Origin of the sequence: Arenibacter aquaticus (assembly GCF_003957295.1) — a bacterium.
Lineage (GTDB): Bacteria > Bacteroidota > Bacteroidia > Flavobacteriales > Flavobacteriaceae > Arenibacter > Arenibacter aquaticus.
In genome coordinates, this window is record NZ_RQPJ01000003.1 from 85,840 (window position 1) to 111,357 (window position 25,518).

A 25,518-nucleotide genomic window follows, 5' to 3' on the forward strand; every position below is an offset into this window, starting at 1 on the left:
TTTAAGCGTATAATTTTTAATTTCTTGTAATCAGTACTATGGCTGAGGTAATTACTATAGATGCAATAGAAAGGGCTATAGAAGACCTATTATCCAAAGATGCAGAGGACACCAGCGATTTATTGGGCTCTACATATACCACATCGTTTTGGGTTAGGTAATACACAGGGGAATTCAAGGACTCTTTGGCTGTCAAATCAATTCGGGTATATACCTTAGTTCCGTTAAAGTCCCTAATTACCATAACGTTATTACGCATACCTTTAATGTTGAGGTCACCCGCCAAGCCCAATGCTTCCAAGATGGTGATTTGCTCTCCGTTCACAAAATAGGTTCCTGGCCTGTTCACCGCCCCCAATACGGTCACTGAAAAATTTCTAAGACGAATGTTAATGATGGGGTCCTTTAAATAGTCTTTTAGCTTTTCGGTAAGCAAGGCTTTTGCCTCTGCTGGGGTAAGGCCCAACAATTTTACACTTCCCAAGACAGGAAAATCTATTTCTCCGTTCTTATCTATAATATAATCTAACTGCTCTGGTCTTAAACCGCCTTCCTGACTTGACCTTATTATATTAAAGGGAACACTGGCCTGTGGGTCCAGGGTAGAGACATTAATTCCCACCACATCATCTACCTTAAAACGATTTTCATAAGAATTGTCACTAACAATGGTTTCAAACTCACTGGCATTTTGGAAATACACTACCTCTTTTTTGGAGGCACAGGAAGAAAGAACAACAATGGATACGGCCAAGGCAAATGCTTTTGAGCCAAGCCTTTTAATTTTTTTAAGCATAGTTAAGTAGATTTCTGGTACAAGTATAGTGAAAAATTACGATTGCAAAATTTTCTTGGATAGGATTGTATCGGTAGCCTCTTGGGTAACCCTAACATTTTTACCGTTCTTTTTATCCAGTTTACACAACTCAGAATTATTGGAAACGTATTCCGGCACAATTTCTTTCATCAGTTTCACGGTATTCTCGTTAAAAAACATATTGGAAACACAGAGTTCATTTATCCTGGATTTGGTCTCTTCATATAAGAGCTCCCTAGACTTGCTGATCATAATTTTTTTATGGTAGGTAGGCATGGTATCCTCTCCATTGGCCAGCAATTCCTCATACAGTTTCTCTCCCGGCCTAAGACCCGTAATCTTGATATCAATATCTTCTGGATATTTAAGTCCGGACAATTTTATCATATTTTTGGCCAGATCAAATATTTTTACGGACTCTCCCATATCAAAAATAAATATCTCGCCCCCTTGACCCATTCCTCCAGCTTCCAACACCAATTGCGCGGCTTCAGGGATGGTCATAAAGTATCGTGTAATATCTTTGTGGGTCACGGTCAAAGGCCCGCCTTTTTCTATCTGCTTTTTAAAGAGCGGAATAACAGAACCATTGGATCCCAATACATTTCCGAAACGTGTGGTTATAAACTTCGTTTTCTTATATTGCTCGGCACAGCTAATATACATCTCGGCAATCCTCTTGGTGGCCCCCATTACATTGGTAGGGTTTACCGCCTTATCTGTAGAGACAAAAATGAACTTTTCAACATTGTTGTCCAAAGAAAGATCAACAATTACCTTGGTACCTGCCACATTTATTTTTATTGCTTCATAAGAATTGTATTCCATTAAAGGCACATGCTTATAGGCTGCGGCATGGAAAACCATATGGGGTTTGTACTCCTGGAAAATAGCAGACATTCTATTCTTGTCACGAATATCCCCTACAATTGGAATAAAATTGTGAAACCCATTTTGCTTAAGCTCCTGTTGAAGATCGTACAAGGCCGATTCTGCCTGATCTATTACAATTAGGGATTTGTATTCGTAATTGGCAATCTGCCTCACCAACTCGCTCCCAATGGAACCTGCACCACCGGTAACCAATACTACCTTATCCTTTAATTCATTGGAAATTCTTTTGTTCTTAATGGTTATAGGGACTCTATCTAACAAATCCTCTATCTGAACCTGCTTTATTTGGGAAATTTTAAGTTCTCCATTAATCCAATCCTCTATAGGCGGTACTATTTTCACCTGTACAGGAAAATCTACCAATCCTTCTACCAACTCCCGAAGACGATTCTGATCTATATTTTGAATAGAAAAAATGATTTCCGTTATATCATGGGCCTTTATAAAATGTTCTGTAAGTGCTTTGGGACCATATACCCGGACCCCATTGATATTTTTACCGACCTTTTCATTATCCTTGTCTATATAGCCCACCACCTTGGATATACTCCCGCTATGGCTTGTCAGTGCATTTTGGGTTAGTATTCCGGATTCACCGGCACCGTAGATAATTACGTTCTTGGTAATCTTAAATTGCTTTACAAAATTATAATAGGCTGTCTTAAAGACGTAACGAGAAGCCGTCAAAGCAATAAAATTCAACAAGCTATGAATAATTATGATTGATAAGGGAACCGTAAAGCCCTCCATAATATCCATTTCCCTATTTAGGATTACCATAAAAATGGTAATAATACTGGACAGGCAAATTGCATTAAAAATGTTGTACACATCCCTTACTCCGGTATGCCTCACCACCCCCTTGTAGGACCCTGTAATTATAAAGGATATGGCACCGATGGCCACAACAAACGGCAGTTGCAATAGCAATTTACTACTATCAAAATTTAGGGTTAGGTTAAAACGTATTAGGTAAGAAAACACAAAGGTAATGGACACCAACATTAGGTCAATTGCCAAAACAATCCATTTGGAGGTATATCTTTGCGCTCTATTGGTTAAGTAATGTTGTATCATTTGGTCATGGTTTTTAAAATTACTTCAACTACCCTATCCAAGTCCTCTCTTTGAAGGTTGGAACCACTGGGCAGACATAATCCCTTTTCAAAAAGCTCTTCAGAAGTACCATCAACATACCGATCACAAGCTTCAAAAACAGGCTGCATATGCATCGGCTTCCATAAAGGTCGTGATTCTATCTCAACTTCCTGTAGGGCTAGCCTAATTTTTTCACGAATTTGTATAGATGGTGTCAAAATACAGCTAAGCCACCTATTAGAGTACATTTCTGGCATTTCTTCAAGAAATTCAAATGCCGTAATATGCCCAAGTTTTTCCTTATAGTATTCAAAATTGGCCCTTCTTGCAGCTACCCTATCATCCAGGACTTCCATTTGACCCCTGCCTATCCCGGCAAGAATGTTGCTCATCCTGTAATTATAGCCCACGGAAGAATGCTGGTAGTGCGGGGCGTTGTCCCTAGCCTGTGTAGCCAAAAATATAGCTTTATCCTTATATTCTTTTTTCTTTGATACCAAGGCACCTCCCCCTGAGGTAGTTATTATTTTATTGCCATTAAAGGATAATACGCCAACATCACCAAAACTTCCACATTTTTCTCCCCCAAAGGTACTCCCCAAAGCTTCCGCACTGTCTTCGAGTACTGGAATTCCATAGAATTCCGCAATATCCCGGACCTCCTTAACTTTATAAGGCATACCATATAAGTGCACCGCTATGATGGCCTTTGGTTTTTTACCTTTTCTAATCCTATCTTCTATAGCGCACTTTAAAAGTACAGGTGAAATATTCCAGGTATCCTTTTCACTGTCCACAAAAATTGGTGTGGCACCTAGATGGCATATAGGGTTGGCCGAAGCTGAAAAAGTAAAACTTTGGCACAATACCTCATCCCCGCTGGAGACCCCTAACAAAATTAACCCTAGATGAATGGCAGCCGTTCCCGAACTTAGGGCAGCAACACTTACCCCATTGTCCAGATAATTTTCAATACTGCCTTCAAAAGCATTTACATTGGGTCCCAAAGGAGCCACCCAATTGGTGTCAAAAGCCTCTTGGACATAGTGTTGCTCCTTTTCCCCCATATGGGGTGAAGAAAGCCAGATCTTGGTACTTGTGATGGTCATTTATGTTTAGTGTTTGTTTAAAGTACTAACACAAAAATATACATACTTTTCTGTATTGGTCCATGAAATCCACTAATTTCGTTTAAGAATAAAAAATATCGTTCAAGTGCCTTAAAATTTATATTCACCCTAGGAATTGCCCTTTAAACGCAAAGGATACTTTAAGTTATATATTTATTAAAATGATTATCACAAGCCAGAAAAAAACTGGTAATCTAATGAGAAGCCCCTTTTCCCTTAAAAACAAATAACATCCCCATTCACTATTTATGACCGGAATTGACATATACCTTGGTAATTAATATGTATGTATAGGTGGTCAATCAATGTTAGGCATCTTTACAATAGATCCTCCATCTTAAAATTTTGAATATATATACAATGACCCAACCCAATGCCTGCTGTCCTATCTATTTTACACTTAACAGGCGCAATTAAATTTAACCTGTGTAAAATGTGCCTTCTTTTAATTGGACAGAGGTTCTCTATTTAATACAAATATCACCGCTACCATAAGATTAAGCTACTTACAATAGCTACATATACAGTAGGATAAACCCTAGGACTTCCCTTGCTTATCAATAATTTTAACAAAATATCTTAAAAAAAAGTGTATTTCATCGAAAAAAGAACTTTTAAAAATCCAAACCCCTAAAAAGAAACGTAAAACCACAGATGCAACGAAAAAGTGCATTTCATCGAAAATACTGTTTATTTTACCGATGATATTTAAAAAATAGATAATATTGTGAACCCCAATCAATTATCACTGAAAAAAAAGTCTTAAACTTATGAAATTTCACCCCACGAATGTATTTCAAGTGACCTTAGTGTGCTTTGTTCTTTTTTTAAGTTTTTCATGCAACAAGGATTCCGATCTTTTAGCGGAATATGTTGTGGAACAACCCAAAGCCTTTTTGGTAAATGACCAGGTAATTACCTTGGCCAACAGTCCTGTTACCATAGACCCTCTTAGTAATGATAGCTTTGACGATAAAGATAATGTGGTCATTACCGAGGTTACTCCACCTACCATTGGCAATGCCGTGGTAAATGAGGACAACACTATTACCTATACCCCTGACCCTGATGAAACGGGTACGGATCAATTTGATTACTCCACTACAGTAACCAACCCTGACAATACAGTGACCGAAGAGACCGGATCGGTAACGGTAACAGTAACCGACAAGACCCCTACGGAGGAACCTGTGGAAATGGGCCCTCTAAAGGCTTTTCCCTCAGCATATGGAGCTGGTTCGAATGTAACAGGTGGACGCGGAGGAAAAGTTCTACATGTAACTAACCTCAATGCAAGTGGCGATGGCTCATTAAAAGCTGCATTGGAAAGTAGTGGTCCTGCCTACATCGTGTTTGATATTTCTGGAGTAATAAATTTACCACGAAATGGAATTGTTATTTCCGGAGCCGAAGATAAAACAGTATTGGGACAAACCGCACCTGAAGGTGGAATAACCTTAACAGGTGGCAAATTTAGATTTAACCACTCCAAAAACCTAATAATTAGATATCTTAGAAGTCGACCTAGACTTGATAAAAATGGAAGTCTTACTTCTTCAGATGATGCGCACACCTCTGCATTTCTTTTCTACGGCACCGATGGGCTCATATTAGATCATGTTTCAGCCTCTTTTGCGCATGATAAAGGGATTAATTTTTACAACAACGACGGAATTGCCCCGAAGACAAGAAATATTACCGTATCAAATTCGTTAATTGCAGATAGTAATACTATGATGAATTTAGGCAATAACCCTCAAGCGGACATGACCAATTGCCAAAATTTTTCGGTAATCTACAACCTATTTGGAAATTCGAGACATAGAACACCAAATATGGAGGCGTTAGGATATGGTGAGATCATAAACAATGTAGTGCACGGATGGGGAGCAAGACTTTCAAATGTGTACAATGGCTTACTATTAAACCACATTGGTAATTATTACAAGAACCCCGGATTGGGGGTAGTGGATAACAAACATCAACAAGTTGGTGTTTCTGCTGTGCCCCTCATATACACAAGTAGTAATTTTTATACAAATAGATTAACTGGTTCGGATAACGAAGATAATAGAGTAATTTGGTCGTACTTCAAAAACAAAACTCAACTTAATTCTTCCTTCTTCGTGTCTACAATGCACCCTAGGACAATTCCCAACCCATCACCTATCTTATCTGCTCAGGAAGCTTATGACAAAATATTAGCAGATGTTGGTGCCAATAAATATTTGGATAATGAAGGAATTCCACAAAAATATATAGATGATTACGACCAAAGTGTTATATCCAATGTCAAAAACAACCGAAGGGTCGAGCCCTTAAACACTTCAAACTGGAAACTTCCCGAATTGCCAAGTAACGAAAGGTCTTCCTCTTACGATTCAGATAAGGACGGTATGGCAGATGCCTGGGAAATAAGACTATTTGGGGATCTTTCGAAAGAGGCTACAGGAACTGACGCTTCAAGTGAATATACCAATATTGAAGTATTTGCTTATCAAGTAGATTTCGAATAGCTCAAGGCTTACATAAACTTAAAAAGGCCAGCTACTAAAGTAAAGTAATTGGCCTTTTTTTGATTTAAATTTTATATTAATTATTACTTAAAATCATTAAAAGAAGGCGTCTAAATTAAAAATCAAGTATATTCCCTGAAAGTTTTATTTAAAAACCTTATGCACCCATCTAGCTTGTGTTAATCAGACTACTTATACCCTTTCAGTTATAACAAACCTATTTCCCAGACTTCTATCAACCAACATTGGATAATTACCTATTTGTAAATCTGATTATGGAAATAATAGACTGGGAGTCGCATACTACAGTGTTACGAACCTCACCCAACAGAGTCCTGAACCCTCCCGATGCAATCCTCTCTACCAATTAAGTACATAGGCAAAATTGATATTTTACTTAATGCCTCCTTACATATCAAATCCTATTACTTAGATACTGTCTTCCGCCCTATGAATTACACCGTTCAGTTCCATTGTTTTAAATAGTCTAGAATTAGAATGATTCGAGAAGAGGTTCAATATGGCTGCGGTATAAGAGGGCGATATTATTAAGTCTCAGAAAAGTATTGTACTCTTTGGTTACACCCGCCAGTTTAGCTCTTTCACATGAGGCATATATAAACTACATCAATCTAAATAACGATGAAACTGATTCTCTGATGTAAAAGCATCGATATTATCTAGTTTAGAAATCAAAGCATGGCAGCTAATATGCCAATACAGGAAACACTCCTAAATTAGTTGACCAAATTCTTTTATTTTAGCTGAAAAAGTAATGCAATCTGACTATGAACTCGTTTTTTTCTATATCTTCCATTTTTGCCAACCGTACTTGTATCTAAAAATAACCAGTTCTCCTGGTTAATACCGCTCGTAATCATGAACTGAAGCCTTTATAGAAATATACTCTACTCCTTCTTCCTAAATTTTCACCTCTAAACAATTATGTCGTAATACGGCTTTAAAACTTTTAATATCCGACAGTAATCTGTTCAGAAATACATACTTATCCATTACATAGATTCCTTCTAGATTTTGGTTTCCCACTTCCTTATAGAAATAGGCTTATATAAATGGTTCACCAAAATTTCAGACCTAGAAGTCGTGAAAATACTTCATACTACAAATGTTACATAAAAATGCAGACAAAAATTTTTTATGGACTTCGATACCTGCATAGGTTACTCCTCTGGTATGACCCATTTAGTTGATTTATGATGTTTCCATGCCTTGATATAATTTAGTTATAATTATAAAATTTAAAAACATGTAAAAAACATCACTAGTTTTTTCCCTTAATCATATAAACTTCAATTAAATTCAGATACTATAGTCCTAGTAACTTCTAGACAAGAAATGGAGAATCCAAATTGACACTAAAAAATACTCACTGCTCAATAAAACTTATTCTTTTTTCAGATCAAAAAAGATTTTAAGAGACCAATCTGAACCTACATTATCTTCCTTTGTACTTAACCCATTTCAACCGTCCTCCTAATTTAATTCCAATTTTATCTTTAACTATAAATCCAAACTCTAAATAAACGAAACTTAACTCACTACCCAACCCATACTACATTATAAATTCACCAAAATTCAATTAACATATTTTTGGGAAATTAAAAAGTAAATCTTAAAAAAAAGGGTAGTTCATCGAAAATGGAAAAACGAAACATCCATACCCCCAAAACCAAACGTAAAACCTCTATCACAACAAAATTGCGTCATTCATCTAAAAAATTTACCGTTTGTCGATGAAGTTATGAAAACAAAAAAATGTGAACCCCAAAATTATTATTAATCTAAAGTTTTACTTATGACATTCACCCCCAAAACCCTAATGCGTTTAAGCCTACTCACCTATGTCCTATTTTTAAGTTATTCCTGCAACAAGGATTCCGACCTATTGGCCGAATACGTTATTGAGGAAAATCCAATAAGCGATGACCCCACAGAAGTGGTCATTGATCTGGAAAATGCCTTGATTGCCACTAACGAGGATGTAGCGGTGTCTTTTAACCTGCTTAACAATACAAGTAGCACAAGAAAAGGCAGAAGAAGATACAAAAGCAATACCGAGCCCAAACATGGAAAATTTACCATAGAAAAAGACAGTATAGCCGTATATACCCCTACGGGCGATTTTAATGGTGAGGACGAGGTTGAGATTACCTTGGAAGTCATCAATGAAGACGAAACCATCACAGAGGAGGTGGTGGACTTAGAGCTGACCGTAGCCCCTGTGGAAGATGTGGTACAGGATACCATTATCATTACCCAAGAGGAACCCGTAATCATTGAACCGTTAGAAAACGATACCTTTAATGAAGAGAGTGAGGTAATAATTACCGAAGTAAGTCAACCAGCAAATGGTACGGCAGAGATCAATGAGGATAACACCATTACCTATACGCCCAATACAACTACTTCCGAGGAGACAAACACGGAAGAAGATCCTAGTGCAGCGGAAGACAGCTTCACCTACACTACATCGGTAACCAACCCTGACAATACGGTATCCGAAGAGACCGGTTCGATTTCGGTAACAGTGACCGATAAGGCCCCAACAGAGGAAACTATTGACATGGGAATCCTTAAAGCCTTTCCTACCGCCTATGGGGCTGGTTCTGATGTAACTGGTGGCCGCGGTGGAAAAGTTCTACATGTAACCAATCTCAACGCCAGTGGCGATGGCTCGCTGAAGGCTGCCTTGGAGACGTCTGGGCCAGCATATATTGTGTTTGATGTCTCAGGAGTAATAAATTTACCAACCAACGGGATTGTAATTTCTAAAGCAGAGGACAAAACAGTATTGGGGCAGACCGCCCCACAAGGTGGAATTACCTTGACGGGTGGTAAATTTCGATTTAACCATTCTAGGAATTTAATAATTAGATACATAAGAAGCCGCCCAAGACTTGACAAGACCGGTAGCTTAACCTCTTCTGATGATGCGCACACCTCAGCATTCCTTTTTTATGGTACCGATGGTGTGATTTTAGATCACGTTTCTGCATCATTTGCTCATGACAAAGGAATTAACTTTTATAACAATGATGGAAATGCTCCAAACACAAAAAGAATTACTGTTCAGAATTCATTGATTGCAGATAGCAATACCATGATGAATCTGGGAAACAATCCACAAGCAGATATGACGAATTGCCAAGATTTTTCAGTTATTTACAATTTATTTGGTAACTCTCGCCATAGAACTCCAAACATGGAAGCCTTAGGGTACGGCGAAATCATAAATAATGTCGTGCACGGATGGGGATCTAGACTGTCAAATGTATATAACGGTGTTATACTTAACCATATTGGTAATTACTATAAGAATCCCGGTCTTGGAGAAGTTGACAACAAACATCAGCAGGTAGGAGTTTCGGCTGTGCCATTAATATACACAAGTAATAATTTTTACAGCAACAGGTTGTCAGGTTCAGACAACGAAGATAATAGGGTGATATGGTCATACTTCCAGAACAAGACCCAGTTGAACTCTTCATTTTTTGTTTCCAGTATGCACCCAAGAACAATTCCAAACCCTTCACCAATCTTATCTGCTCAAGAAGCCTATGACAAAATCATAGCGGATGTTGGTGCGAACAAATATTTAGACGCCCAAGGTGAACCTCAATTTTACATAGATGATTATGACAAGAGTGTAATAAATAATGTCAAAAATAATATTAGAGTAACACCTTTGAATACATCTAACTGGAGACTTCCCGAACTTCCAAATAACAATAGATTATCTTCATTTGACACAGATAACGATGGAATGGCAGACGCATGGGAAAATAGAGTTTTTGGAGATTTATCCAAAGAAGCCACAGGAAATGACGCATCAGATAGTTATACCAATATAGAGGTTTATGCCTACCAGGTAGACTTCTAATTTCAATCCTAATTAAAATATTACAGCCTGCAATTCGATATGTTTTGCAGGCTTTTTTTGTTGCCACCTTATACAAATTCAAGTATTATACAAATTTCTTCCATTTAAAGGTGCCCGACCCCTTCTATGCCACATCACCGTAAATCTTTTCTATAAATTTATCCATAGCCAGTATTTTATTTCAATAAAATATGCAAATTTGTACAATCTTTTATTTTCACTACAACCTTTCAATTTAAAAAGTAAATGAACGTACTAATAACTGGAGCTGCCGGATTTATAGGTTTTTATGTTGCCAAAACCCTGATTTCAAATGGTCATAGGGTCGTAGGACTGGATAGCATTAACGACTATTATGATATTAACCTAAAATATGCCCGTTTAAAACAGCTAGGGATATTACGAAACAAGGCAGAACAGTTTGGAGCAATAAGTAGAAGTGAAACCCATCCAGACTCCTTTTCCTTTATACGTCTAAACCTTGAAGATAGAGAGGCATTGCCCAAATTGTTTAAAAATGAAAATTTTGATGCTGTATGCAATCTAGCTGCCCAGGCCGGGGTGCGTTATAGTCTGGAAAATTCTGAGGCCTATATAGACAGTAATATTGTAGGTTTTTTGAATATCTTGGAATGCTGTAGAAACAACAATATTAAACACCTTGTATATGCCAGTAGCTCCAGCGTTTACGGACTCAACAAAAAGATTCCTTTCGAAACTACGGATAACGTGGACCACCCTATTAGCCTTTATGCGGCTACCAAAAAAAGCAACGAACTCATGGCCCATACCTACAGTCATTTATACGGCTTTGCTACCACTGGCCTAAGGTTCTTTACCGTCTACGGTCCATGGGGCAGACCGGATATGGCCATGTTCCTCTTTACGGATGCCATGGTACAGGGCAGACCCATAAAGGTATTCAACCAAGGGCAAATGGAGCGCGATTTCACCTATATAGACGATATTACCGAAGGAGTAGTGAGAATTTTGGAAAAAGATATTAAACCGCGCATTACCAAAGGGGAAAAATACAAGGTCTACAATATAGGAAACAACAATTCGGTTAAACTCCTCCACTTCATAGAGGCCATAGAAGAAAAATTGGGGATAAAGGCCCAAAAAGAATTACTTCCCATGCAGCCCGGAGATGTAGAAAAGACCTGGGCAAATGTAGACGAACTCATAAAGGATTATGACTACCGCCCCAATACATCTATTAAGAAAGGGGTGGGCAATTTTGTTTCCTGGTATAAAGAGTATTACAATATTAATTAACTAGAATTAAAGGAAAAATAATTTATAGATCAACCAGCCCAAAGCTGCCTCAATAACAAAGAATTCTCGAAATTATGATCTACTGAGAAAACGAAGCACGAATTAAGTTTCATTTCATCGAGTTTATCACGACTTAAAATAATAATAACATCATTTTAAATTACTTTTGAACACCTTTGCACCTCAAAAGAAAAGCAACATGAACAGTACATTACCACAAATACATTCCAAATTTCATATATTGGTCACCGGAGGAGCTGGGTTTATAGGATCCAATCTATGTGAAACACTACTAACAAACGGGAATACAGTCACTTGTTTGGATAATTTTGCTACCGGAAAGCGGGAAAACATTGCCCCTCTACTTTCCAATCCTAAATTTAAGCTTGTAGAAGGTGATATACGAAACCTGGGCGATTGCCAAAAGGCCTGCAAAGGTGTTGACTATATTTTACATCAGGCCGCTTTGGGCTCGGTACCCCGGTCTATAAATGACCCTATCACCAGTAATGAGGTAAATGTTTCCGGTTTTTTAAATATGTTGGTGGCTGCACGGGATGCCGAGGTAAAACGCTTTGTATACGCAGCCAGTTCTTCCACCTACGGGGATTCCAAATCCTTGCCCAAGGTAGAGGATATCATAGGTAAACCGCTTTCCCCCTATGCCATCACTAAATATGTGAACGAACTTTATGCCGATATCTTTAGCAAGACCTATGGCTTGGAGACTGTAGGCCTTCGTTATTTTAATGTTTTTGGTCGTAAACAGGATCCAAACGGAGCCTATGCAGCGGTTATCCCAAAATTTGTAATGCAACTGATGAAACATGAGTCTCCAGTTATTAATGGAGATGGCAGCTACTCCCGTGATTTCACCTATATAGACAATGTGGTACAAATGAACCTAAGGGCTATTGGCACTGACAATAAAGAAGCCGTAAACACCGTTTACAATGTAGCCTATGGGGAACGTACAGATCTGAATGAACTGGTTGGACTGCTAAAGAAGTTTTTGAGTGAATACGACCCTAAAATTGCCGATGTGGAAATTAAATATGGTCCTAACAGGCAGGGAGATGTTCCCCACTCCCTGGCCTCAATTGATAAAGCTAGGAACTTATTGGGTTATGACCCTGAGTACAACATTGAAACAGGATTAAAAGAGGCCGTAAAATGGTATTGGGATAATTTATAAAAAAATTTAACTGTATGAATTTAACTGTTATTGGGACTGGCTATGTAGGCCTGGTTAGTGGTACGTGTTTTGCAGAAATGGGAAACAGAGTTACCTGTGTGGACATCGATTCAAAAAAAATTGAAAACCTGGAAAAGGGAATTATCCCCATTTACGAACCTGGTTTGGAAGCCATGGTGAGCCGTAATGTTCAGAATAAAACCCTGCATTTTAGTACCGACCTAAGTGCTAACTTGGACAAATGTGATATTGCCTTTATAGCCGTGGGTACGCCCATGGGACAGGACGGATCTGCAGATCTCCAATATGTATTACAGGTAGCCAAGGAAATAGGGACTTCCATGCAGCACCCGTTAATTGTGGTAGATAAATCTACCGTTCCAGTAGGCACGGCAGATAAGGTAAAGGCTACTATACAGGAAGCCTTGGATAAAAGAGGACTTGCTATAGATTTTGAGGTAGTCTCCAACCCTGAATTTTTAAAGGAAGGAGATGCTATTAGCGACTTTATGAAACCAGACAGGGTAGTTATTGGGGCCGATAATGATGAGGCCGCAAAAAAAATGAGAACCCTATACAGTCCCTTCTTTAGAAGTAGTGTAGATCGCTTGATACAAATGGACGTACGTTCTGCCGAAATGACCAAATATGTAGCCAATGCCATGTTGGCGACCAAAATTTCATTTATGAACGAAATTGCCAATATCTGTGAATTGGTGGGTGCCGATGTCAACAAGGTCCGTATTGGAATAGGGTCCGATAGCCGAATTGGCTATAGCTTTATCTACCCTGGTAGTGGCTATGGTGGCTCTTGTTTCCCAAAGGATGTAAAGGCCTTAAAAAAGACCGCTGAAGAACACGGGTATACGGCACAATTGATCAACTCGGTAGAGGAGGTAAACAACAAGCAAAAATTTGTTATAGCCCAAAAGGTAGTCAATAGATTTGGGGAAGATTTAACAGGCAAAACCTTTGCGGTCTGGGGACTGGCTTTTAAACCGGAAACAGATGATATGCGGGAAGCTCCGGCCATATACGTTATTAAGGAATTGGTGAAGCGGGGTGCCAGCATACAGGCCTATGATCCAAAAGCCATGGAGGAAGCTCAGCATTTTTATCTTAAAGATATTAAGGAGGTAAGCTATTGTAACTCCAAGTACGAGACCCTTAAAAATGCCGATGCCATGATCTTGTTAACAGAATGGAAGGAATTTAGGTCCCCTGATTTTGAAGAATTAAAGGTACAGCTCAATGCCCCCATTATATTTGATGGCCGAAACCAATACAATGATGCCCTTATGAAGGAACGAGGCTTTGAATACTACCAAATAGGAAAAAAATAAATCATATATCCAACAATTAGAAACATAAATTAAAAACATGAGCAATATCAAAATAGCTGTATTAGGATTGGGATATGTAGGATTACCTTTGGCCCGTTTGTTTGCCACTAAATATCCAACTATTGGATTTGACATCAATCAATCGCGGGTAAAAGAGTTACAGGCCGGAAAAGATCATACCTTGGAGGTAGCAGACGAGGTGCTACAAGCCGTATTGACCGATACCCTAAATATGGAGACTGGGCTATATTGTTCCCATGACCTAGCGGATATTGCCGATTGTAATTACTATATTGTTACAGTACCCACTCCTGTAGATAGTACCAACCGCCCCATCTTAACTCCCTTGTACAAGGCCAGTGAAACAGTTGGCAAGGTGCTAAAAAAAGGAGATATCGTAGTATATGAATCTACCGTATATCCTGGGGTTACAGAAGATGAATGTATCCCGGTTTTGGAAAAAATTAGTGGTTTAAAATACAATGAAGACTTTTTTGCCGGTTATTCCCCAGAACGGATCAATCCTGGAGATAAGGAGCATACCGTAGAAAAAATCCTCAAGGTAACCTCTGGATCTACTCCTGAAATTGGAGAAAAAGTAAATGAGCTCTATGCCTCTGTAATTACTGCCGGGACCCATTTGGCTCCTAATATAAAAGTAGCAGAGGCTGCCAAGGTAATTGAAAATTCGCAACGCGACATAAATATTGCCTTTGTAAACGAATTGGCCAAGATCTTTAATCTTATGGGCATAGACACCCATGATGTGTTGGAGGCCGCTGGGACCAAATGGAACTTCTTGCCTTTTAAACCCGGTTTGGTAGGCGGACATTGTATAGGGGTAGATCCCTACTACTTGGCCCAAAAGGCCCAAGAATACGGATACCACCCCGAAATAATTTTGGCGGGAAGACGTATGAACGATGGCATGGGGAAATATGTAGCTTCAGAAGTGGTGAAACTCATGGTACAAAACGATATCAAGGTAAAAGGATCCAATATTTTGGTATTGGGTATCACCTTTAAGGAAAATTGCCCGGATGTAAGGAACACCAAGGCGGTTGACGTTATTCGTAATCTAAAAAGCTACGGTGCCAATATTACCACTTATGACCCTTGGGCCTCACCGGAAGAAGTATCTCATGAATACGGGCTAACCACTACCAAAGAATTGCCAAAGGAAAAATTTGACGCCGTTGTGCTGGCAGTAGCACATAAAGAATTTTTAGAACTCGAATTACATGATTGCTGTACTGAAAATGGTGTAATCTACGATGTAAAAGGAATTCTAAAAGGTAAGGCACATAGTCGACTTTAATCGAAAAATATAGAGTAATTGAAAATTTCTAAATTAAATCTTGAAGGTAGTTTTCAATTTTTAAAAAAAAATCTGAACCAACAGTTTATTAAAAATGTAATAACTGTTGGTTTTGTCAGCTTATTGATAAAGGCACTGGGATTTTACAAGGAATTGGTAATCGCCCAGGAGTTTGGATTATCTGAATTATTGGACACCTTTCTAATCGCCATTTTAATACCTGGTTTTATAAGTACTGTTTTTTTAAGTTCTTATAAGAATGTATTTATTCCAAACTATATTTCCGAATTAAAACAAAAAGGAGATATTAGCTCTTTTCAAACGACGAGCTTTTTGGTTACCCTATCTATTGGGCTTTTTTTTATATTAATTACTTATTTGTTTTCTGATGTATATCTGGAAACCTTTTTTGCCGGCCACACCAACTCGTACTACGACTTAATTAAGTTACAACTGCACTATATACTTCCCTGCTTGATATTTTGGGCCGTTTCCTCTTTACTTACTGGTCTTTTAAATATAGATAACGAATATTTTTTCGCGTCCTTCGGGTCCTTATTTATGACCATAAGTATTATTGTGTGTTTATTATTTTTTAAAGAGGCCTTAAAAGAAAAGGTTTTGGCAGTAGGCATGCTCATCGGAAGTTTTCTGGATTTTCTCTTTCTTTTAGGGATTTCCATTAAACGGAAAATTATACATATTGGAACGCCCGATTTTAAAAGTAAAAATATACGTATCCTCATAAAACAGGTCCCGGCCAAGATATCCTCTTCCTTAATCAACGGTCTAAACCCAATTGTGGACCAGTATTTTTCCGCCCAATTGGTTGTAGGGTCTATCGCCGCCTTAAGTTATGGTCTAAAAATTCCGGCATTTATAATTGGGCTAATCGGTATAGCCTTAGGCAATGTACTACTACCCTATTTCTCTAGTCAAGCCGTAGAAAACTACCAAAAGACTTATAAGCTCTTGCAAAAAATGCTGCTATACAATTTTATTGGCTGCACATTATTGGCGTTGGGCTTAATTCTATTCTCCGAACCTATTGTTTCCTTAGTATACGAAAGAAATGCATTTAAACCAGATGATACTCAAATAGTCTATAGGGTACAACAAATGTATTTATTGCAAATTCCTTTTTATGTTATGGGCATGATTATGAACCGTTACCTCACAGCCATTAATAAAAATAATTTTTTAGTGGTTACCTCAACAATAAGTTTGCTTTTAAATATTATTTTAAATTATATTCTAATTAGGGCCATGGGCTTATACGGTCTGGCCTTGGGAACTTCTATTGTTTCCTTAACCAATACCGTCGTAATTTATTTTTATATTAATAGAATAAACAAATTGCAACATGTTTAGTGTTATTACCCCTACATACAACAGAGAAAACACCTTAGAGCGTGTGTATGATTCCCTTAAGGCCCAAACCTTTAAAAATTTTCATTGGGTAATAGTAGATGATGCCAGTACGGATAACACCGAGGAATTGGTGTACAAATGGATTAAGCAAAATCCCGAGCTAAATATTGAGTACTTTAAGTTACCTGAAAACAAAGGAAAGCCATATGCCCTTAATTTTGGTTTTGATTATTGTAAAGAACCTATCACCATTATAGCCGACAGTGATGACTCCTTTGAACCCCATACCTTGTCTGATTTAAAAGCAATTTGGGATACTGTAGATAACTCCATAAACGGAGATAGAATAGCTTCTGTATGGACTTTGGTAAAGGACGAGAACAATCAACTGGTAGGAGAAGAATTCCCAAAAGATTTTTGGCAAGTAAGTTTTAAGGAACGTATTTTAGATTTAAAAAGACCTACCAAAGGAGAAAAATGGCATAGTTGGCGAACAGCAATACTTCAGGACTATAAGATGTGTTACAACCCCAATTCCTTTATAGGCGAAAGTGCCACCTGGTATAGAATAAACAAAGACTATGATTTTTTATGTCTAAACCGTATTCACAGAAAATACTGGCATACGGAAGATGGGCTTATTCATCAAAAAAAGTCCAAATTAAAAACAGCTAAAATTAAATATTATACTTCATACCATCAATTAAAACCTTCTACACTTGGTGAATTAATACGATATCCCCATTTAAGAACCCTTGCTTTTGAATTCACCAACGCCAGCTTTTATTATTCTGATAAATATAAAAAGCTTAGTTTATGGAAAAGAGGTTTGTGTTTTTTACTATTCCTATCAAAAATACCTAAACGCCTAATATCCAAAATATGATAGAAATAATCAAGTGGTTCTGTTTAGGGTTAATTGTACTTAACGCCCCTACTTTTGGTTTACATGCATTTGGTTCAGCTGCTGGAAGTATACTTAGTGCCTTGACTTTTGGAATGCCCTTGGTTTATGCTATATTGGTAAAAAATGTTCACATTTTAAAAATATATCTAGCCATTGGCCTTGGTTATTTCTTAATATCCGGTATCCAGTTTTATAATGGTGTTGAGTCCGATTATTTTAGTAAATTCTACAAGTTTCTAATATTAGTAATACTAGGAGGAGCTATTGCCAAAAACACTAGTAAAAAAGAATTGTTCTGGTTATTAATAATAGGATCCAGTTCTGTTATAGCCAATGCCATCTTTTTTACTGATACATATGGAAGGTACAGTGGTTTTTATTTAGACCCCAACGCAGCAGGCTTTATTTGTATCACTGGATATGGCTTATCCTATGGCATGGAAAAGGGAAAACTAAAACTTTTGGGTCAGTTCATATTTACTTTTGCCGGCTTTCTCACCTTTTCTAGAACCTTTATTCTTTTGTGGATTCTTCTCAACCTAATAGCTTTAAAGATAAATCCAAAAAATATTAGAATTTTTGCAATAGGTGCCGTGGTAATAATTTTGCTCATTTCCTTTTCTGAGGCATTAAAACTAAATGTAGTACGGTTTAATCAATTAAAAGCCTTGGTTTCCAATGAAAAAGTGTCCACCCAAGAACTCAATGAGGATTCAAGGACTGCCACATGGGCTACGTTTTATGACTATGTTTTAGACAAACCTTTATTAGGAAATGGTTATGGATCTTTTCAAACAAATGGACTAAATAGGGTTGGCCCACACAATTCCTTTCTTTTGGTAATTGGTGAAGCTGGTGTTTTTATTTTATTAATTTTTCTTGGATATCACATATATCTATTGTACCAAGGCGCCTACTTATTTACCTCGTCACCACACATTGTAATGATGACAATTGGTTTATTTTTATTTTTGTTGACCAATCACAATTATTTTACGGCCTACTATTTAATACTACTGTCCATGTGGATCTTAACACAAATAAAACAGCCATTAGATGAAAATTGATTTTATAATAGGCTCCCTAACTGGAGGCGGAGCGGAGCGCGTTTTGGTTTTACTTGCTAATTATTTTGTTGAAAATGGACATACGGTAAGGATAATTACATTTTATGATGGGGATGCTTATGAGTTGGATTCCAGAATTTCCCGTGTTAGATTACACGGAGGCAAAATAAAGAATCATAAAATTAGGAGTTTAAAAAATTTAATTGGTTTCTATAGGATAAAAGACAACAGGCCCAACGTAATAATATCCTTTATCACCCAAACCAACCTAGTATCCATAATTGTTGCCAAAATTTATGACATCAACATAATTGTATCAGAACACAATAGTTACCTGAGAGCACAGCACCCCAAGTATCTTACCAATTTTACCCGTACTTTTTTATATCCGTTGGCCAATTACCTTACTGTTCTAACAAGTTTTGACATAGAGTATTATAAAAAGAAAAAGGTTAATGTAGTTGTAATGCCCAATCCTTGTTCCTTTGCCCCCATTGTTGAACATAATAAAACTAAAGATAAAACAATACTAGCAATAGGAAATTTAGATAGATATCACCACAAAGGTTTCGACAATCTCTTAACATTAATAGCTCCAGTACTTCATAATCACAAGGATTGGACTTTAAAAATTATTGGTGGCGGGGAAAAGGGCTTAAAATTTTTAACCAAATTAGTAAATCAACACAACATTCAAGATCAAGTAATCTTCACTGGATTTAGAAAGGATGTCAATCAAATAATGCAGCGGTCCGAAGTTTTCATTCTTTCTTCTCGTTATGAAGGACTTCCAATGGTATTGTTAGAAGCCATGTCCCAAGGGATGGCCTGTATCGCCTATGACTGCAAAACCGGACCAGCGGATATTATTGAAAATGGTAAAAATGGATTATTGATTGAAGATCAAAATAGTGAAGCCATGCAAAAAGAATTATCAAAACTACTTCACGACAATGCCCTACGCAATAAATTAAGAAACCATGCCGTTCAAAGCTTGAATAGATTTTCGATGGAAAATATTGGCCAGCAGTGGGAACAAATATTTAGCAAATTGCCGATACGCGAATAAAGAGATTAAATCATTAATAAACTATTATGAGCTTAGTTAGTATATTTAAATTGTTAAAAGACTATTATCTTAGATTCTCAAAAACTGGTGTGGACTACGCTAGATATAAAGGTGTAAAGGTAGGAAATGATTGCAGAATATTTACGACCTCACTTGGTACGGAGCCATGGCTAATCTCTATTGGTAATAAGGTCACGGTTACTTCCGGAGTCCGGTTTCTAACCCATGACGGATCTACATGGTTGTTTAATGATGAAAAAGGTAGACGTGAATTATTTAAAAGAGTCAAGGTAGGAAACAACGTCTTTATAGGTATCAATTCCATCATCATGCCGGGAGTAGTAATAGAAGACAAAGTAATTGTTGCTGCTGGCAGCGTAGTTACTAAATCCGTACCATCAGGTGTTATTGTGGGCGGAAATCCTGCGAGAATAATTGGTGACTATAAAAAGCATGAAGAAAACATTCTAAAAAACTGTGTTTCCAGACAAGAAATGGACTTCTCTAAAGATTACAGGCCTAGAGTAGAAGAAGTTGTAGATACTAGCACAAAAAATTATATGAAAAAACAACCCAGTTAAATGAATTATTCCTCAAAAATAAAAATTACTTTTATATTACCTTCATTACGTGCAGGGGGAGCCGAACGTGTAATGTCATTTGTTGCCCAAAATATTAATTCAAAAATATTTGATGTTACTCTTCTCATTGTAGGATATGAAAAAGATAGTCAGTACAATGTCAGTGGAATTAATCTCATCTTTCTGAATGAATCCAGAGTTTTAAAGGCTATACCTAAGTTACTTCGATATTTATGGATCTCAAAACAAGATATCATAATTAGTGCCATTGGACACCTTAATACTGTTATGGGCTTATTATCTATATTCACTCCTAAGACTAAATTTATTGCAAGAGAAGTAAATGTAAACAGTGTGTTAAAAGAACATTCAGAAAATAAACCACTAGTTGGCTTTCATTTCATAAGCTCATTAAGTAAAAGGTTTATGGACAAAATAATTTGTCAATCCAATGATATGGCTGCTGATGTTATAAATAATTCTAAGGTCAATAAAAATAAAATTATCATTATCAATAATCCCATATCTAAAAAATTTCAAGCAAAAAAGGACGACAACCAAAACTTCAGCGAATTATTAAAATTTATTACAGTGGGTAGGTTGGCTAAGCAAAAAGGGCATCTACGTATACTTGAAGCCTTACATAAGCTAAATATCCCTTTTCATTATACCATTGTGGGAGATGGCCCAGAAAAAGACGTCATTTTTGATACTATTTCGGAATATGAACTTGACACAAGCGTTACGCATATACCTTATACGACCAAGGTAGAAGAGTATTTGGCCAAGAATGATATATTTTTACAAGGGTCATATGTTGAAGGATTTCCAAACGCACTATTAGAAAGCTGTGCCGTTGGCACCCCTGTTCTGGCCTTTGAGGCTCCGGGTGGGATTGACGAAATAATTGAAGAGGGAGTTAATGGATACATAGCTCATTCCATTGAGGACTATGTTAATAAAATAGAATTATTAAGTAAATCGTTAAAGGTTCTTAAACCTCGTCAGGTTAGTAACTCGGTATTATCCAAGTACAGTTCAGAAAAAATACTATCACAGTACGAAAATCTATTCATTAGTCTTATTGAACCTAATAACCTAAATACATGAAAGTTCTACAATTAATTAATTCGTTGGCTGCTGGAGGTGCTGAAAAATTGTTAGTCGATTCTGTTATTGGGTATCATAACCGAGGAATTAAAGTAGACATTCTACTTTTGCGGGGAGGGTCATCACCCTTTACAGATAAACTAAAAAAATACCCGAATATCAAAATTTATGATTTAGGAATAAAAACAAATGTTTACAATCCAAAACTTATATTTTTTCTTCATAAGCACTTCAAAAATTACGATATTATTCATGTTCATCTATTTCCTGCATTGTACTGGGCTTCGTTTACTAGGTTTTTCAATAAATCCAAATACAAAATGCTCCTAACAGAGCATAGTACCAATAATAAAAGAAGGAACAATCCCCTATTTCAATTTGTTGATAAAATAATATATAAACAATATGATTACATTGTCCCTATATCGGATTCCGCTTCAAAAAACTTAAAAAATCATTTGGGTCTTTCATATAACAATATCAAAACAATCAACAATGGAATAGACCTTAAAATAATTCGAAATGCTAAAGCCTATTCAAAAAGTAGTCTTAATTTAAATGAAGAGGATTTTGTGCTAATTCAAGTGTCCAGTTTTCGGTACCCAAAAGACCAGAAAACGGTAATAAAGGCATTGAACTTTTTGCCAAAAAATGTTCATTTATTATTGGTTGGAGAGGGCCCCTTAAAACAGGAAGCTCAAGATTTTACCCACTTATTGAACTTATCCAACAGAGTACATTTTTTAAATTTAAGAACTGATGTGCCAGAACTTCTTAAAACAGCAGATATAGCAATACTTTCATCCCATTATGAAGGACTATCATTATCAAGTGTTGAAGGGCTCGCATCGGGAAAGCCATTCCTTTCCACAGAGGCGCCCGGATTAACAGACGTAGTGGAAGGCGCTGGACTTCTATTCCCAATTGGTGATGAGCAAAAGTTAGCAGAAATCATTACTAAACTAAAAAATGAGGAATCTTTCTATTCTGAAATATCTAAAAAAGGAGTAGAAAGATCCAAGAATTACGACATAGAATTGATGATAGATCAATATTTAGAACTTTACTATATCATGGTAAAAAATTAGCCATACAGTGAATAAACAAGAATTACCAGTTCATTTAAAATGCCAATTAGTTTAGAATGCAAAAAAAAATAATTAGAATCACTACGGTTCCCATGTCTTTGGGGGGATTGCTTACAGGACAACTTAAATACATGTCCAACCATTATGAGGTTGTTGGTATCTCCTCTTACGAGAACGGAAAACTAGACTTAATAGGGCAACAAGAAGGCATACGGGTACTGCCAGTGAACATGACTCGTACCATTACGCCCTTTAAAGACCTAAAAGCTATTTGGCAACTTTATAGGATCTTTAAAAAAGAAAAACCCTATATTGTCCATACCCATACTCCCAAAGCCGGAACAGTGGGGATGATAGCCGCTTTTTTGGCCGGAGTGCCCCATAGGCTGCACACCATTGCCGGATTACCCCTGTTGGAAGCCCGTGGCAGCAAAAGGAAAATACTGGATCTGGTAGAAAAACTAACCTACTCCTGTGCCACCATGATCTACCCCAATTCCTTTGGCATGAAGGATATTATCCTGGAAAACAAATACACAACCCAAAACAAACTAAAAGTAATAGGCCAAGGAAGCTCTAACGGCATAGATACCAAACAATTTGACCCAAAGGTGGTGAGCGATACTGCTAAGAAGGAATTACGCACCTCCCTAGGGATTAATGAGGAAGACTTTGTTTATGTCTTTGTAGGTAGAATGGTCACGGATAAAGGCGTAAATGAACTGGTAAGAACCTTCGCTAAATTAACTAAACAGATAAAGAACATAAAATTGGTTTTGGTGGGTCCCCATGAGAAATCCTTGGACCCCTTATTGGATGAAACCGAAAACCTAATTGCCACTAATCCAGATATCATTGAGGTAGGCCATCAAAAGGATGTACGTCCATTCTTTGCCATGGCAGACGTTCTTTCATTTCCAAGCTATAGGGAAGGGTTTCCAAATGTAGTAATGCAGGCCGGTGCCATGGGTATTCCTTCTATAGTATCAAATATTAATGGTTGTAATGAGATTATACAGGATGGTGTTAACGGGTATATAGTACCCTCAAAAGATGAAGAAAGCCTTTACAAGTCCATGCTTCGAATTTACAATAACAAACAAGAAGGCATTGTTTTTAACCCCACTGAAATTAGGGATCTAATCAAAGAAAGATATCAGAGGACCACTATTTGGAAGGCCATATTGGAAGAATACAATTCTTTATAGTTCTGCTTTCTTCTCCTGTACTATGGGCATATTTCAATTTGTATATTTGACATATAAAAGGAGATATGGATAAACAAAACCACATACAATGGGCTATATTGTGTACCGGCTGGGGGAGAAATGCCAAAGACATTATAAAGGCCCTGCACAAGGATAACAATAGTTTGGCCTCCAGGATTAATTTACTGATATACGGGCAAGAACCTTGTGGTGCAGCCGAAGAAGCCAAAAAACACGAAATTGAGACCCTACTGGTTAGAAGATCAGATTTCCCAACAATGGAAGCCTATCAAAATCATATATTATTACTGCTAAAGAAAAAAAGTATAGACCGTGTGTTCCTTTTAAATTACAAGTACCGCATACGTGAAGCTCTGTTACAAGGATTTCCCAATAGAATATACAACGTACACCCCTCCCTATTTCCCAGTTTTTTAGGTACCAAAACAGCCATACAGGATGCTTTGGACTATGGGGTTAAAATTACCGGTATTACAACACACATTATAGACCATGAACTGGACAAGGGAACCATTTTACAACAGCAGGCTATAAAGATTAAGGCTGGGGATACCTTTGAAACTCTTTACCCTAAATTTGCCAAAAAGGGCAAAAAAATAATTCTTAGAACTATGCGCGATGCAGAACAAGAGGTGAGGAAACCTAAAAAATAATTATTTCATCGATAAATAACGTTACACTCATTTGGGGATATTATCTTAGTGGCCAAATACGGGAGATAAGATTTACCGTTAATTAAGAACACCATTCCAGCCAATTATGTACAAGCTAATTTTTAAGCGAACCATAGATCTCTTTCTTTCCATTTTTGGATTTTTGGTCCTATTGCCAATTACCATCATTGTCTATATCATTCTCTTGTTTACCAATAAGGGGAAGCCACTTTTTCTACAACCTAGACCTGGCAAAAACGAAAAAGTTTTTAACATCTATAAGTTTAAGACCATGAGCGATGCTACGGATCCCCAAGGGAGGCTTCTACCGGATGAGGATCGTATTACTAAATTTGGAACCTTTTTAAGAAAAACCTCCTTAGATGAGATCCCGCAACTGATAAACATTATCAAGGGAGACATGAGCCTTATAGGCCCTAGACCACTAAGGGTACGATATTTGCCCTATTATACCAAGGAAGAAAGTATACGCCATACCGTTAGGCCAGGTATTACCGGATTGGCACAGGTGTCTGGGCGCAACTTCCTTGATTGGGACAAGAGGTTGCAAAAAGATATTGAATACGTAAATAACATGTCCTTTAAACAAGATTTTAACATCCTGGTCAAAACCTTTGTGAGCGTAATCACTTCCAAAGACGTAGCTTTGGACGGGGAATCTGGTATGCAGGACTTTGATGTGCTTAGGCAGAATTTGCACAAAAAAGAAAAGTGTTAGCTAAGGTTTTAAACACTTTTTAACCATGGAAACTTGCTTATGCTAAGCTTGCTGTTTTCAAAACTTCCTAGCACTCAGCCGTAAAATTGATTTAGCTATGGTGTAAGCATTATAGCATATACCTCTAAAACTACAATTTTCATAATTTTAAACATCTTATTTTATTATTATATAAATACCTTTTAGGTATTATTGCGTATATTAAAACCATTAA

Annotated in this window: 19 protein-coding genes; 16 read left to right on the forward strand and 3 right to left on the reverse strand. The window is 37.2% G+C overall.

Annotated elements, in window-relative coordinates:
* Nucleotides 1-16: 16 nt before the first annotated feature.
* Genes EHW67_RS07590 through EHW67_RS07600 form a run of 3 tightly spaced genes read right to left on the reverse strand, consistent with a single transcriptional unit; the run spans nucleotide 17 to nucleotide 3,918 of the window.
* Nucleotides 17-796, reverse strand: coding sequence for a polysaccharide biosynthesis/export family protein (locus EHW67_RS07590; RefSeq protein WP_126161778.1), 780 nt, complete (start codon nucleotides 794-796; stop codon nucleotides 17-19).
* A 36-nt stretch (nucleotides 797-832) separates the two neighbouring features.
* Nucleotides 833-2,788, reverse strand: a complete 1,956-nt coding sequence (locus tag EHW67_RS07595; RefSeq protein ID WP_126161779.1) for a polysaccharide biosynthesis protein — start codon at nucleotides 2,786-2,788, stop codon at nucleotides 833-835.
* Complete coding sequence (locus tag EHW67_RS07600) at nucleotides 2,785-3,918, reverse strand: DegT/DnrJ/EryC1/StrS family aminotransferase (protein ID WP_126161780.1); 1,134 nt, start codon at nucleotides 3,916-3,918, stop codon at nucleotides 2,785-2,787. The genes EHW67_RS07595 and EHW67_RS07600 overlap by 4 nt, the downstream gene beginning before the upstream one ends.
* 791 nt (nucleotides 3,919-4,709) lie before the next feature.
* Between EHW67_RS07600 and EHW67_RS07605 the strand changes: the two genes are divergently transcribed.
* The 16 genes from EHW67_RS07605 (at nucleotide 4,710) to EHW67_RS07680 (ending at nucleotide 25,304) form a co-directional block, all read left to right on the forward strand.
* Nucleotides 4,710-6,455, forward strand: a complete 1,746-nt coding sequence (locus tag EHW67_RS07605) for an Ig-like domain-containing protein (protein ID WP_126161781.1) — start codon at nucleotides 4,710-4,712, stop codon at nucleotides 6,453-6,455.
* A gap of 1,816 nt (nucleotides 6,456-8,271) precedes the next feature.
* The gene (locus EHW67_RS07610; protein WP_126161782.1) at nucleotides 8,272-10,356 is read left to right on the forward strand and encodes an Ig-like domain-containing protein; all 2,085 of its coding nucleotides are present in this window, start codon (nucleotides 8,272-8,274) and stop codon (nucleotides 10,354-10,356) included.
* Between the two features lie 246 nt (nucleotides 10,357-10,602).
* Nucleotides 10,603-11,634 carry an NAD-dependent epimerase gene (locus tag EHW67_RS07615; RefSeq protein WP_126161783.1) on the forward strand — a complete coding sequence of 344 codons (1,032 nt, stop codon included), beginning with the start codon at nucleotides 10,603-10,605 and terminating at the stop codon, nucleotides 11,632-11,634.
* A 199-nt stretch (nucleotides 11,635-11,833) separates the two neighbouring features.
* Nucleotides 11,834-12,829 (forward strand): SDR family oxidoreductase, encoded by a 996-nt coding sequence (locus EHW67_RS07620; protein WP_126161784.1) that lies wholly within the window; start codon nucleotides 11,834-11,836, stop codon nucleotides 12,827-12,829.
* Nucleotides 12,830-12,843: 14 nt separating this feature from the next.
* The gene (locus EHW67_RS07625) at nucleotides 12,844-14,172 is read left to right on the forward strand and encodes a UDP-glucose dehydrogenase family protein (RefSeq protein ID WP_126161785.1); all 1,329 of its coding nucleotides are present in this window, start codon (nucleotides 12,844-12,846) and stop codon (nucleotides 14,170-14,172) included.
* A 37-nt stretch (nucleotides 14,173-14,209) separates the two neighbouring features.
* Nucleotides 14,210-15,490 (forward strand): nucleotide sugar dehydrogenase, encoded by a 1,281-nt coding sequence (locus tag EHW67_RS07630; protein ID WP_126161786.1) that lies wholly within the window; start codon nucleotides 14,210-14,212, stop codon nucleotides 15,488-15,490.
* An 18-nt stretch (nucleotides 15,491-15,508) separates the two neighbouring features.
* A complete protein-coding gene (murJ, locus tag EHW67_RS07635) occupies nucleotides 15,509-16,861 on the forward strand; it encodes a murein biosynthesis integral membrane protein MurJ (RefSeq protein ID WP_238389867.1) in 1,353 nt (450 codons plus the stop codon).
* Complete coding sequence (locus EHW67_RS07640) at nucleotides 16,854-17,747, forward strand: glycosyltransferase family 2 protein (RefSeq protein ID WP_126161787.1); 894 nt, start codon at nucleotides 16,854-16,856, stop codon at nucleotides 17,745-17,747. The genes murJ and EHW67_RS07640 overlap by 8 nt, the downstream gene beginning before the upstream one ends.
* Nucleotides 17,744-18,835: an O-antigen ligase family protein gene (locus EHW67_RS07645; protein ID WP_126161788.1), complete on the forward strand. Its 1,092-nt coding sequence runs from the start codon at nucleotides 17,744-17,746 to the stop codon at nucleotides 18,833-18,835. The genes EHW67_RS07640 and EHW67_RS07645 overlap by 4 nt, the downstream gene beginning before the upstream one ends.
* Entirely contained in the window at nucleotides 18,825-19,904 is a 1,080-nt protein-coding gene (locus tag EHW67_RS07650) for a glycosyltransferase family 4 protein (RefSeq protein ID WP_126161789.1), read from the forward strand. Before EHW67_RS07645 ends, EHW67_RS07650 begins: the two co-directional genes overlap by 11 nt.
* Nucleotides 19,905-19,930: 26 nt before the next feature.
* Nucleotides 19,931-20,485: an acyltransferase gene (locus EHW67_RS20890; RefSeq protein ID WP_126161790.1), complete on the forward strand. Its 555-nt coding sequence runs from the start codon at nucleotides 19,931-19,933 to the stop codon at nucleotides 20,483-20,485.
* Entirely contained in the window at nucleotides 20,486-21,595 is a 1,110-nt protein-coding gene (locus EHW67_RS07660) for a glycosyltransferase (protein ID WP_126161791.1), read from the forward strand. It begins immediately after the preceding gene.
* Complete coding sequence (locus tag EHW67_RS07665) at nucleotides 21,592-22,683, forward strand: glycosyltransferase (protein WP_126161792.1); 1,092 nt, start codon at nucleotides 21,592-21,594, stop codon at nucleotides 22,681-22,683. Before EHW67_RS07660 ends, EHW67_RS07665 begins: the two co-directional genes overlap by 4 nt.
* Nucleotides 22,684-22,739: 56 nt before the next feature.
* Complete coding sequence (locus EHW67_RS07670) at nucleotides 22,740-23,891, forward strand: glycosyltransferase family 4 protein (protein ID WP_126161793.1); 1,152 nt, start codon at nucleotides 22,740-22,742, stop codon at nucleotides 23,889-23,891.
* A gap of 65 nt (nucleotides 23,892-23,956) precedes the next feature.
* Nucleotides 23,957-24,565: a formyltransferase family protein gene (locus EHW67_RS07675; protein WP_126161794.1), complete on the forward strand. Its 609-nt coding sequence runs from the start codon at nucleotides 23,957-23,959 to the stop codon at nucleotides 24,563-24,565.
* A gap of 106 nt (nucleotides 24,566-24,671) precedes the next feature.
* Complete coding sequence (locus EHW67_RS07680) at nucleotides 24,672-25,304, forward strand: sugar transferase (protein ID WP_126161795.1); 633 nt, start codon at nucleotides 24,672-24,674, stop codon at nucleotides 25,302-25,304.
* Nucleotides 25,305-25,518 lie beyond the last annotated feature (214 nt).